A 12171-nucleotide genomic window follows, 5' to 3' on the forward strand; every position below is an offset into this window, starting at 1 on the left:
CTGGCGGGCGGCGGCCTGGCGGGCGGCGGCTCGTTGAGCGGCTTGGCGGGCGGCGGCTTGGTGCAGGGGGTGCCACTGGGGTGGGGCGAACCGGGTCTCCGGGGGCGGCGGGACGTCCCACGTCTCCCCCCACCCACCGGCCCGTCCCTGGTCATAACCCCCAGACCGCGCCACCTCCCACTCACTGGCCCCACCCCACGGCGACCAGTCGTCATCCGCCACCGCGGCCCGCCCCGAGCAGCACAGCAGCACGACGGCCAAACACACCGCCCGCGCCACCGACCCACCCATACAGTCATGAAAAACCTTTTCGTCCCGATTTACCGGAACCAACACGCTGAACCAGCGCAATGACCACATTGACCACCACCGGCGCCACGGTCAGCCCCACCGCGATCAGCACCCACCGCAACGCCGGCTCGGGCCGAGGATCCCGCCAATCCTGGCGCCACGAATTCGCCACCACCGCCCCGTGATAGACCGCCGCCACCGACCCGCACCCCACCGCCCCACCCAGCGACGCGCACCGCGTCACCAGCGCCCGCCCGAACGCCGCATCGATCGCCGCACGCGCCCACGGCCCCAGCGGCAACCCGACCCGTGCGGCATAACGCAGCAGGTCATAGCCCAGATCATGGGCCCGGCAGGCCCGCGAGAAGTCGTAGCGCGTCGCGCCCGTCGGCGCCGAGCACGCCCCGCGGGGCGACGCCCACGTCGACCCCGACCGCACCGGCCAGTACCCCATCACGGCCTCGAAATCGGCCGGCACCACGAACCGTCCGCCGCCGGTCAACGCCTCGACCGCCGCCCCGGCCGGCGTGTCCCGCCGAGCCGGCGGACCCGCCGTCGCCGCGTCACCGCACAGCCCGCAGGCCAGCAGCACGAGCAGCACCACCGTCCACAGTCGCCGCATCGGACCCGCTCCTCCCGGCAGCGACCGACCGCTGCCGGGACGAAGAGTGCGGAGTCGAGCGGGTCCGGATCGTCGGGCCCGGGAGCGATCCGGGCCGTCGCTCCCCCGCATGACGCGAGCCCGATCTCACCCGCCGGGACCAGCCCGGACGTGGTCCGGACGTGGTCCGGACGGGCACGGCCGGAGCAACCCGGGGCGAACCCCCGGACGACGTCATACCGAGGTATCCCTCGATCGCCCACCGCGGTATGACGACTCGCCCCACCCCGCCGCCCTACGCTCGGCGACGTGCGCTGGTTACCGCCCGACCGACCGAGCCGCCGAGACGTCGTGCTCGCCGCCCTCTGGACGGTCGTCGCGGCCGGCGTCTGCTTACCGATCGCGCTCGCCTCGACGCCCTCCAGCTACGACGTCCGTGGGGAGCTGCTGTTCGTCGCGGCGGCCCAGACCGTGCCGTTCTGGCTGATGCGCCGGTATCCGTCGCTGGCCTGGTACACGGCCGTCGCGGTCGCGATCCTGCTGCCCGAGCGGTACGACGTGCTCCTCGCCGACCCCTGGCCGTGGCCACCGCTGTTCGGCATCACGTTGTTCATCGCGTTCGCCAACATCTGCGCCCGGACGCCCCGCCGCGCCGCCGCCGGGGCCTGGATCACCGCCGCGTACCTGTTCTGGGTCTACTCGATCCCCGACCAACGCCCGGGCTGGCTGATCGCGCTGGCGGCGATCGCGGTCCTCGTCGACGTCGTCCGGATGCTGCGGCGGACCAGCCGGGCGCTCGGGCGGGAGCGGAGGCTCAGCGAGGACGAGAAGGCGCGCCGCACGATCCTCGAGGAACGCGCCCGGATCGCCCGCGACCTGCACGACGTCGTCGCGCACCACATGTCGATGGTCGTCGTGCAGGCCGAGACCGCGCCGTACCGGATCGACGGGCTCTCCCCGGCCGCGACCGACGACTTCGCCGCGATCAGCCGGACCGCCCGGGAGGCGCTCAACGAGGTCCGCGGGCTGCTCGGGGTGCTGCGCAGCGACGAGATCACGTCCGACCTGCGTCCTCAGCCCGGCCTGCACGATCTCGGCGAGCTGGTGGGCACCGCGCGGAAGGCCGGGGCCCGGGTCGACGTCGTCGAACAGGGACAGCGACGGCCGCTGCGGCCGGGCGTCGACGTCGGCGCGTACCGGATCGTGCAGGAGTCGCTGGCCAACGCGGCCCGGCACTCCCCCGGCGCCCCGATCCGGGTCGCGGTCACCTATTCCGACGACGCGGTCGAACTGGCGATCGTGAACGCGGCCCCGGCCGGGCCGACTCAACGCACCGGCGCGGTCGGGCACGGGCTCACCGGGATGACCGAGCGAGCGACGGTCGTCGGTGGCACCCTCCAGGCCGAGCCGACCCCGGACGGCGGCTTCGCCGTCCACGCCCGCCTCCCGGCCGGAGCGCTCCGGTGACCCGGATCGTCGTCGTCGACGACCAGGCGATGGTCCGCCAGGGCTTCGCCGCGTTGCTCGACGCCCAGGCCGACTTCACCGTGGTCGGTCAGGCCGCCGACGGCGCCGAGGCACTGCGCCTGGCCCGTCGCGTCCAGCCGGACGTCGTCCTGATGGACGTCCGCATGCCGAACATGGACGGGCTGGAGGCAACGCGACGGATCCTCGACGGCGGGAGTACGGAAGCCCCACGGGTCCTGATGCTGACGACGTTCGACCTGGACGACTACGTGTACGCGGCGCTCCGGGCCGGAGCCAGCGGGTTTCTCCTCAAGGACGCGCCGATGGCGGACCTGGTGCAGGCCGTCCGGGTGGTCGCGGCCGGAGAGGCGCTGCTGGCGCCGAGCGTCACCCGGCGGCTGATCGCCGACTTCGCGCGCCGGCCGGCGACGCACCGGGCGCGCCCCGACCGGCTCCGGGTCCTGACCCCGCGGGAGTCCGAGGTGCTGACGCTGATCGCGCGCGGGCTGTCCAACGGCGAGATCGCCGACGCGCTGGTGGTCGCCGAGCAGACGGTCAAGACCCACGTCGGGCGGATCCTGGCCAAGCTCGACCTGCGCGACCGGGCCCAGGCCGTCGTACTCGCGTACGAGACCGGGCTGGTCGAACCGGGCGCCTGAACCTTCAGGCCGTCCCGGCGGCTGCCGATGGAACACCGACGGGCCGCCTCACCGAGACGGCGGCCTCGGTGTGTCCGAGGAGGGGCCGTGGAGAAGCGTCGTGCGCTCGCCGTCACGATCGCCGTCTTCGCCGCGGCCTACTACGCGATCGCCGTGTTCCTGGCCCACGGCACCTCGGCGTTCGCCCCGGTCGCCTCGGTCGGCGGAGCGCTCGCGTGCTACGCCGCGGCGGCCGGGGCCGGCTGGGCCGCCCGGCGCGCGGTCCGGACCACCCGGCGCGGGTGGGCCGCGGTCGGGGTCGGCCTGGCGATGTGGGCGACCGGCAACTCGCTGAGCTTCGCCTGGTACCTCAGCGGCAAGGAGGGCTACAGCCACGTCGTCGACTTCCTGTACCTGTCCGCGATCCCGATCCTGCTCTACGGGCTGACGTCGCTGCTGGCCGCTCAGCTCCCGACCGTGCCGTACCGGATGCTGCTCGACGGCCTGATCATCGCCGGGTCGCTGTTCGTGGTGAGCTGGGGCGCGGTGCTCGGGCAGGTCGCGCACGAGGAGAAGGCCGACGTCAACTGGGCGATCGCGATGGCCTATCCGATCACCGACGTGGTGATGGCCAGCGTCGTGCTGCTCGTGCTGTCGGCCGCCGAGCGGGGTAACCGGGCCTCGCTGGGCCTGCTCAGCGCGGGCTTCCTGCTCACCGCGGGCGGCGACGTCGCCTACGCGCTGCTCGACCGGCTGGGCAACTACAGCAGCAACGGCGTCGTCAACCTGGTCTGGTTCGTCTCCTACGAGCTGATGATGCTCGGTGGCGTCTGGGCCGCGACCGGCACCCAGCGGACGCCCGAGCGGGTCGAGTTCCCGCAGTACACGTTGCTGCCGTACATCCCGTTCAGCCTGGCGATCGGCACCGCGGTGACGGTGGTCTTCCTGCCCGGCGGCCTGGGCCCGGTGATCGTCGTGACGACCGCGTCGCTGGTGATGATGGTGCTGGGGCGCCAGCTCATGACGGTGCGGGAGAACGTCACGCTGAACGCCCGGCTGGAAGCGCTGGTCGCCGAGCTGCGTCAGCGCGAAGAGGAGCTCGAGCACCGGGCGTACCACGACGCGCTGACCGAGCTTCCGAACCGGGCGCTGTTCCACTCCCGGGTGGAGGACGCGATCGCCGCGCACGACGGGAACGTGACCGTGCTCTACGTCGATCTGGACGGGTTCAAGGCGGTGAACGACCGGTACGGGCACGGCGTCGGGGACGCGCTGCTGGTTCTGGTCGCCGACAAGCTCCGCACCTGCGCCGGATCGGCTCGCCAGGTCGCCCGCCTCGGCGGCGACGAGTTCGCGGTGCTGCTCCCGGCGACGACCGACCCGGCCGACGGCACCGCGCTGGCGTCCCGGATCGTGTCGTCGATCGGCGCGATCAGCGACGTCGACGGGTACCCGGTGACGATCGGGGCCAGCGTCGGCGTCGCGGTCAACCAGAGCGACGGGCGGGTCGGCGAGCTGCTGCGCGCCGCCGACCTGGCGATGTACGCGGCGAAGATCGAGGGCAAGGGCCGGTACGCGCTGGTCGGGTCGGCGGTCGGGGCGATCGATCAGGCCGCGGTGAGCTCGGCCGCGCCGAACGAGACGTGGAAGCGCGCGCACCAGATCGAGACGCTGGTCAGCGTCGTCAAGTCGGCGTCGTCGGGCACCGGGTAGTTCTGGTTCCCGAGGTTGCCCTTGAGCGGCCCGAGCTCGACGTGTTTCCCGTCGTCGAACACCCGCCAGCCGGACGTCCCCGGGATGACCTTCGCGTCGGTGAGCCAGACCCGGACGTCCGGGCCGTCGGAGGTCTTCAGGTTCTCGATCCGCAGGACCCGGGAGCCGTCCGGCAGGCGGAGGATCGTGACGGTTCCGCTGGTCTCGTGCTCGTGGCTGATCAGCCGGCCGCGGGCCAGGACCGTCGTCGTCGCCGCCGTCGGCTCGACCGCGCCCGCTTCCGGGGACGGCACCGCGGGGGCGGCCTCGGAGACCGTCGTGTTCGTGAACGCGCGCCAGGGTTCGAACAGGGCCAGCGCCGCCCCCAGACCCAAGCCGACGATGGCGACGAACGTGTACAGCAGCGGCCGACGCACCGGCTCTCCTCTGTCGTAGGCGGCGAAGTTCCTCGACCGTATCGACGCCGGGCACCGCGGCCCGTCAGCTGGACGACGTTCGCACGATCACGCTGCCGACTCAGCCGGCCGACAGCTCGGTCACGACCAGGCCGGGTGTGTCCAGCGCGGCCAGGCAGGCGCGGTAGCCGTCGCCGGGCTGCAGCGTCCGCAGGGTGGTGCGGGCGGGCAGATCGGCCCGATGAGCCCGCACCAGCGCCGGCGGGTCGTCCGGCGAGGTCACGACGACCTCGGTCAGCGCCACCCGCAGACCCTCGCCGGTGGCCTTGAGCACGGCTTCCTTGCGGACCCAGTAGGTGACGAGCTCGCCGTCCTGGTCGGGCGCGAGCACCAGATCCCTGACGTCAGGCCGATCGGTGATCTCCTCGACGTCGACGCCGAGCGGGCCGGTGCGGCCGATCGCCACCGCGACCCGGTCGCCGGAGTGCGAGACCGAGCACTCCCAGCCGTCGGCGGGCAGCGTCGGGCGGCCGTGCGGGCGGTCGCAGTCGGGGCAGGCCCGGCTGATCGGGAGCGCCCGCGGCTCGACGCCCAGGTGTGCACCCGCGACCAGGCGTAGCAGGCTCGCCGCGACCGTGAACCGGGCCCGGTCTTCGTTCTTCCGGTAGGCCTCGGCCCGGCCCCGCTCGATCGGGTCGAGCACGGACGGGTCGGGCCCGGCCCCGGTGAGGGGCCGGGCCCACCAGACCTGGCACTCCCCCGGTGGCAACCGGGGAATCAGCACTTCGAGGGGTCGGCGACCGTCGTCGTGGTGGCGTCGGGGCGGCCGTAGGCCTCGGTGGTCGGGGCGTCGGTGGCGCCGATGCCGGCCGGCAGGTCGAGCGTGCGCTTCGGCGTCGGGGACGCCTTGGCCGACGGCGAGGCCGACGACTTCTTCGTCGTCGTCGTGGACCGCTGCTGGCCGCCGCCGGAGCCCGAGTACATGTAGACGCCGGTGCTCTGGGTGCCGGACTGCAGGTCGACGCCGCTGACCGTGGTGACGTGGCCCTGGATGTCGGTCAGCGTGACCGTGAACGGGCCGCCGCCGGCGCCGTTGTTCGCGACCCAGTACCCGTCGCCCTGGCGGGAGAGGCTCTGGCCGTTGACCTTGACGCTGGTCAGCTCGTTGCCGTGGTTGATCGGCAGGATCGCCAGGTAGTACTCGTTGACGTCGTTCATCTTGAACTTGAGCGGGCCGGGCACCGCCGGGTTCGCGACCGCGCGGTAGGTGACCGGGACGTCGCCGGCGTCCGGGTCGGCCAGGCGCGAGAACGCCTTCTCGCTCATGTCGATGTGGCCGACCTCGCACGGACCGCAGGAGTCGATGACCTGCACCCGGACCGTGTTGCCGTTCGGACCGGTCACGTTGAGGTAGGTGCCGCAGGCCGCGCCGTTGTCGAATTCCTCGAGCGCGAGCGCGACGTACATGCCGTCGGCGGGCGCGCCGTCGTACGAGCAGCCGGAGCCGCCCGACGCCTCGAGATCGAAGAACGTGGTGTGGCCGGAGTGCGATTCACCGGGTTGGGGTACCGCTGCGGGTAATCCCATTGCTACTGTGCGTACCTCGGCGGCGCAGGCGGCCTCGGACAAGCCCTTCATCGCGCCGACCACCAGGATCACCGAAGCGAGCACGGCCACGCCGATGAGCGTGGGTGCGCCCCACGCGAGCCACGTGCGCTTCTTGCGCCGCTTGCCCTTGTGGTGTTCGTGTTGCTGCTGTGGCGGTTCTAAGTCCAACGGAGTCACGTCCAGCGAGCCCTTTCATTCCCCCGGCGGACATCCTGCCTCACGAGTCCAACCCTGGCTACGGAGGCCTCCCAGGAAACCCCAAGCTTTCAGGTACTCATAAGTTGCCGTGCGCAACTCAGCGATAGGTCACCTGGTCGTCCGGGAGGTGGGCGTGCTCGTTGAACGAGATCAGCGCGGCGCCGCCGCGGCCGGCGACGATCTTGGTGATGCCGCCGTTGATCACGACTCGGTGGAGCGCCACGCAGCCCGACGGCGGCAGCGACAGGAGGTCGGCGCAGATCGCGGTGATCACGCCGCCCGACGTGAAGACGGCTCCGGCGCCGCCCTGGCCCAGGGTCTCCAGGAACTCGGCCAGCGCGCGCCGGGCCCGGCCGGCGAACTCCGCCCACGTCGGCAGGCCCTCCGGCGTGACCGCGCCGGAGATCCACTGCTCCAGGGCCCCGTCGAGCACCGCCTGGAACTCCCGGGACGACGTCGGGAGGGGGCCGTCGCCGAGAGCGGCGGCCAGGCCGAGGTGGTCATACTCGTCGAAGCGGTCGTCGACCGCGAAGTCGGTCGGCAGCCCGGCTGCCTTCAGGCAGAGCTCCGCGGTGTCCCGCTGCCGGCTCAGCGTCCCCGAGACCGCCCGGTCGATCCGGACGCCCCGGGCAGCGAGCGCGGTGCCGACGGTGCGGGCCTGGACCCGGCCGAGGTCGGAGAGCGCGTCGTACTCGGCCGCGCCGAACGAGGCCTGACCGTGCCTGATCAGGTGGACGACGGCCATCAGCGGGCGATCTTCCCGGCCCGCTGGATCAGGTAGTTGACCGTGATCCAGAACTGCCGGAACGCCGGGTTCCGGGTCTGCTTGTGGTGGTACCGGTAGTAGATCTGCTGGGCGATCGCGGCCAGCCGGAACAGCCCGAACACCTCGTAGAAGGCCCAGTTCCCGGCGGGCAGCCCGGCCCGGTCGCAGTAGTACTCGACGACCTCGTGCCTGGTCGGCATCCCGGGCAGGTGCGTCGGCTGCCGCCGGGCCCGCTGGGACAGGTACGGGTCGTCGTGCTGGATCCAGTACGCCAGCGCCCCGCCGAGGTCCATCAGCGGATCGCCGATCGTCGCCATCTCCCAGTCCAGGACGCCGACGACCCGCAACGGATCGTCCGCGGCCAGCACGACGTTGTCCAGCCGGTAGTCGTTGTGGATCAGGCACGACCGGACGTCGTCGGGCTGGTTGTCGGCGAGCCAGGACATGAGCCGCTCGGCCTTCGGCACGTTCCAGGTGCGGGCCTTGCGGTACCGGTCGGACCAGCCGCGGACCTGCCGTTCGACGTACCCGGCCCCGCGCCCGAGGTCGGCCAGCCCGGCCGCGTCCGGGTCGACGTCGTGCAGCTCGACGAGCGTGTCGACGACCGTGAACGCGAGCGTGCGGGCCTGCACCGGATCCAGCTGGACCTCGGGCGGGAAGTCCTTGCGGGGGATGATCCCGTTCAGCCGCTCCATGACGTAGAAGTCCGCGCCGATGACCGCGGGGTCGTCGCAGAACGCGACCATCCCGGGGACGTACCGGAACACCGGCGCGAGCTGCTTCTGGACCCGGTACTCGCGGCCCATGTCGTGCGCCGACGACGCTTTGCGCCCGGCCGGAGGGCGGCGGAGGATCAGGTCCCGGTCGGGGTAGCGCAGCAGGTAGGTCAGGTTCGACGCGCCACCCGAGAACTGCCGGACCTCGGGCCCGCCGGCTAGGCCGTCGAGGCCGTCGACGCGCTCGGCCAGCCACTTGTGCACGGCGGCGACGTCGAAGGCGTCCTCGCTGCGTACCGCTCTGTGATCCACCACGGTACGAGACGGTACCGGACTATGTCTCACCCCTTCTCCGCTCCGCCGGTCAGACCTTCGACGAGCAGCCGCTCCCCGGCGAAGAACAGCGCGACGATCGGGGCGGTGAGCAGCACCGAACCGGCCATCAGCACGGTCGTCGGGATCTCGATCGTCCCGGCCAGCTGGGAGAGCCCCAGCGACACGGTCCACCGGTCCTGCCGCTCGACCAGGAACAGCAGCGCGAACAGGTACTCGTTCCAGGCGATCATGAATACGTAGAGCGCGGTGGCGGCCAGCGCCGGACGGGACAGCGGCAGCGACACCCGCCAGATCACGCCGAGCCGCCCGCACCCGTCGAGCTGGGCCGCCTCCTCCAGGCTCACCGGGATCGTGTCGAAGTAGCCGCGCAGCATGTAGAGCGTCACCGGGACGGTCTGCGCCACGTACACCAGCACCAACGCGACCAGCGATCCGCGCAGCCCGAGCCGGCTGAGCACCACGTAGAGCGGGATCGCCAGCACGATCGCCGGGAACAGGTAGATGGCCAGGAACAACGCGTCGACCTGGCGCCGTCCGGCGAACCGCAGCCGGGTCACCGCGTAGGCACCCGGGATCGAGACCGCCAGCGTGACGACGACCGTGGCCACCGAGACCGCCGCGCTGATCTCGATGAACCGCACGAACCCCTGCCCACCGGCGTCGACCGACTTCAGCACCTCCCGGTAGGCACCGAGGTTGAAGCCACCGGGCGCGAGCGACCCGGGCGAGAGCTGCACGTCCTGGATCAGCCGGAACGACAGCAGCACCATGTAGTAGAAGGGGAACAGGCTGACCACGGTCAGGAAGACGATCGTGACCCAGCGGAGCACCCCGAACGTGACGTTCTCGACCCGGTCCCGATTCATCGCGGCCTCACCAGCCGCAGGTACACGCCGACGAACAGCGCCAGCGCCACCGCGAGCACCAGCGCCTCGGCCGACGCCGCCCCGATGTCGCCCCGCGACGTCAGGAAGTCGTAGACCCGGACGCTCACCACCTCGGTGCCGGAGCCGCCGCCGGTGAGCAGGTAGACGTCGTCGAACTTGGTGAACGTGAGCACGAACCGGAGCACGGTGAGCACCGCGATCACCGGCAGCAGCTGCGGCAGCACGACGTGCCGGAACCGCTGGGTCAGCGTCGCGCCGTCGACCAGCGCGGCCTCCTCGAGGTCGCGGGGCAGCGCCTGCATCCGGGCGAGCAGGAACAGGAACGCGAACGGGAAGTACCGCCAGCCTTCGAACACGATCACGGTGATCAGCGCGGTCGGCACGTGCATCCCGAGGAACGTCCCCGAGACCTGGTTGAGGAAGTCGACCGGCCGGTCCCAGCCCAGCAGCTTCGTGCCCCAGGCGTTCAGGACCCCGTACTCCGGGTTGAGCATCGTCTGCCAGACGAACGTCGCTCCGACGACCGGCGCGATGTACGGCAGCAGGAACGACGCCCGGACCAGCGTCCGGCCGCGGAACGGCCGCCGGACGGCCAGCGCGGCGGCCAGCCCGAGCGCGATCGAGAGGCCAACGCCGAACACCGTGTAGGCGACCGTCGTCCAGAGCGTGTCCCAGAACCCCGGGCTGCCGAACACCCGCTCGATGTTCTGGGTGGTGAAGCTGCCGAACAGGCCCTTCCGACGCAGGTCGATCACCCGGACCCGCTGGAACGCCAGCAGCACCGTCCACAGGATCGGCGCGACGACCACGACCAGGACGATCGTCAGCGTCGGCGCGAGCAGCCCCCAGCCGGTCCGGGTCTCGCCCCGGCTCACTCGAGGCTCTTCTTGATGTCGGAGATCTGGTCGTCACACCGTTTCGCCGCCTCGGACGCGTCGATCTGGCCACTGGTCAGCGCGTTCACGGCCTTGGCGACCGGCAGTTCGCCGAGCGCGGCCCCGACGAGCTTGCCCTGGCCCTGCTCGATGCCCCAGCGGTCGAACGTGTCGACCGAGGAGACGAGCTGGTCGACGAGCGCGGCCGGGTACACGGTCGCGAGCGGGGCCTTCTTGTCCACCCCGGCCGGCAGCTTCCGCCAGGCGTCCACGTAGGCGTTCTTGTTCGAGGAGTCACCGGTGCGGACCGGCACCTTCCCCTCGGGGGCCTGGCCCAGCCAGCGGGTGTAGCCGCTGGACATCATGAACTGCACGAACTTCTTCGCGTCGTCGGTCTGCGCGGTGGCGCTGATCGCCCACGACACGACCTCGCCGAACTGGGCCGGCTTCGGTGAGTCGGTGCCCTCGATCGCGGTGACGACCCCGGTGTTCTTGGCCAGGAACGTCGGATCGGACTTGCACTGCGGGCAGTTCGGGAGCGCGTCGGCACGCAGCCCGGCGAGCTCGTCGAGCAGGAACGAGGACCAGATCACCATCGCGGCGCGGCCGGAGAAGTACGTGGCCCGGGTCGAGTCGACGCTCTGCGCACCTTTCACCGAGCCGCTGGAGATCAGATCCTGATAGAACGAGAACGCGTCGACGCACTGCTTGCTGCCGATCGTGACCTTCCCGCTGTCGTCGACCATCTCGCAGCCGTTGCCCAGCGCCAGGTGCTCGAACGTCTGCGCGGTGAACGCGTCGTTCGCGACGGTCGCCGACGTGATGCCGACCTGCCCTCCGGTGGTCAGCTTGCGGGCCGCGGCGGTGATCTTCCGGTAGGTGTCGGGCGCGTCGAGCCCGGCTTTCCGGAAGAGGTCGGTCCGGTAGAAGAGCAGCTGCGCCCACGCGTCGCTCGGCACGCCGAGCGGCTTGTCGCCGTCCTTGGTCAGCGTCAGCGCGCGTTCGTTGAACGTGTCCGTCCCCAGCACTTTGAGGACGTCATTCGCCGCGCCGGTGTCGAGCAGCTCGTTCGCGTTGAGTGACCACAGTGCGGAGAGCGGGATCGCGCCCATCACGTCCGGGAGGTCGCCGCCGGCCGCCGCGGCCGTGATCAGCTTGCTGAACTGGTTCTCGTCGATGCCGACGTACTTGACCTTGATACCGGTGCTCTTGGTGAACTCCGCGATCACCTTCTGGGTGGCGGCCACCCGGTCGGCCTGGTTCTCCAGGCTCCAGACCGTCAGCGTTCCGTCGTCGTCCGACGAGTCGTCGCCGGAGCAGCCGGCCAGCATCGTCGCGCCGAGTAGCGCGGCCAGCAGGGTGGCGATCCAACCGGGGCGGGTCATCAGTGGGTCCCTCCTCCAGGCGCTGAAGTCCACTCAGAATCCCACCGATGCGTGGATTTAGCTGCTAGTAACGCAGATCGCGCCGAAACCGGATGAGTGGTGCGTCTTAGCCTGTCACGAGCGGAGAACACGCGGTGACGGGAAAGAGTCGCAGCTGTAACGCGCGTCTCAATGGGGTTGACAGTCCTGAATGGAAGCATCCTTGTCGCCTCAACCGTCACTTTGCTAGCGTCCGCCCGCAGGACAATTCCGGGTCGGTTCTGCATCAACGCAACCTCCGGCGCACCGTCAGGTG

The 12171-nt window shown here is 71.2% G+C and carries 13 protein-coding genes; 3 read left to right on the forward strand and 10 right to left on the reverse strand.

What is annotated here, in order from left to right:
- Together FL583_RS40970 and FL583_RS17865 are read right to left on the reverse strand one after the other, a co-directional pair.
- Positions 1-291: hypothetical protein (locus tag FL583_RS40970; protein WP_205752238.1), on the reverse strand; the 291-nt coding region annotated here is incomplete at its 3' end.
- Positions 292-295: 4 nt separating this feature from the next.
- The gene (locus FL583_RS17865; protein ID WP_142705811.1) at positions 296-913 is read right to left on the reverse strand and encodes a phospholipase A2; all 618 of its coding nucleotides are present in this window, start codon (positions 911-913) and stop codon (positions 296-298) included.
- A gap of 288 nt (positions 914-1201) precedes the next feature.
- Between FL583_RS17865 and FL583_RS17870 the strand changes: the two genes are divergently transcribed.
- The 3 genes from FL583_RS17870 to FL583_RS17880 all read left to right on the forward strand — a co-directional run bounded on the left by FL583_RS17870 (position 1202) and on the right by FL583_RS17880 (position 4710).
- Entirely contained in the window at positions 1202-2359 is a 1158-nt protein-coding gene (locus tag FL583_RS17870; RefSeq protein WP_142705812.1) for a sensor histidine kinase, read from the forward strand.
- Entirely contained in the window at positions 2356-3018 is a 663-nt protein-coding gene (locus FL583_RS17875) for a response regulator (protein ID WP_142705813.1), read from the forward strand. Before FL583_RS17870 ends, FL583_RS17875 begins: the two co-directional genes overlap by 4 nt.
- Before the next feature lie 87 nt (positions 3019-3105).
- On the forward strand, positions 3106-4710 hold the full coding sequence (locus tag FL583_RS17880) for a GGDEF domain-containing protein (protein WP_142705814.1): 1605 nt from the start codon (positions 3106-3108) through the stop codon (positions 4708-4710).
- On the opposite strand, the gene FL583_RS17885 is transcribed toward FL583_RS17880, so the two are convergent.
- From FL583_RS17885 to FL583_RS17920, 8 genes are all read right to left on the reverse strand, one after another.
- Positions 4605-5126, reverse strand: a complete 522-nt coding sequence (locus FL583_RS17885) for a DM13 domain-containing protein (protein WP_142705815.1) — start codon at positions 5124-5126, stop codon at positions 4605-4607. The two genes, FL583_RS17880 and FL583_RS17885, sit on opposite strands and share 106 nt — an antisense overlap.
- A 100-nt stretch (positions 5127-5226) precedes the next feature.
- Complete coding sequence (locus tag FL583_RS17890; protein WP_205752239.1) at positions 5227-5889, reverse strand: 4'-phosphopantetheinyl transferase family protein; 663 nt, start codon at positions 5887-5889, stop codon at positions 5227-5229.
- Positions 5883-6881, reverse strand: a complete 999-nt coding sequence (locus FL583_RS17895) for an expansin EXLX1 family cellulose-binding protein (protein ID WP_142705816.1) — start codon at positions 6879-6881, stop codon at positions 5883-5885. The genes FL583_RS17890 and FL583_RS17895 overlap by 7 nt, the downstream gene beginning before the upstream one ends.
- Before the next feature lie 127 nt (positions 6882-7008).
- On the reverse strand, positions 7009-7656 hold the full coding sequence (locus tag FL583_RS17900; protein ID WP_142705817.1) for a histidine phosphatase family protein: 648 nt from the start codon (positions 7654-7656) through the stop codon (positions 7009-7011).
- On the reverse strand, positions 7656-8708 hold the full coding sequence (locus tag FL583_RS17905; RefSeq protein ID WP_142705818.1) for a phosphotransferase family protein: 1053 nt from the start codon (positions 8706-8708) through the stop codon (positions 7656-7658). Before FL583_RS17905 ends, FL583_RS17900 begins: the two co-directional genes overlap by 1 nt.
- 26 nt (positions 8709-8734) lie before the next feature.
- A complete protein-coding gene (locus tag FL583_RS17910; protein WP_142705819.1) occupies positions 8735-9595 on the reverse strand; it encodes a carbohydrate ABC transporter permease in 861 nt (286 codons plus the stop codon).
- Complete coding sequence (locus FL583_RS17915; protein ID WP_142705820.1) at positions 9592-10491, reverse strand: carbohydrate ABC transporter permease; 900 nt, start codon at positions 10489-10491, stop codon at positions 9592-9594. The genes FL583_RS17910 and FL583_RS17915 overlap by 4 nt, the downstream gene beginning before the upstream one ends.
- Entirely contained in the window at positions 10488-11876 is a 1389-nt protein-coding gene (locus tag FL583_RS17920; RefSeq protein ID WP_142705821.1) for an ABC transporter substrate-binding protein, read from the reverse strand. The genes FL583_RS17915 and FL583_RS17920 overlap by 4 nt, the downstream gene beginning before the upstream one ends.
- Positions 11877-12171: the final 295 nt, after the last annotated feature.

Source organism: Cryptosporangium phraense (assembly GCF_006912135.1).
Lineage (GTDB): Bacteria > Actinomycetota > Actinomycetes > Mycobacteriales > Cryptosporangiaceae > Cryptosporangium > Cryptosporangium phraense.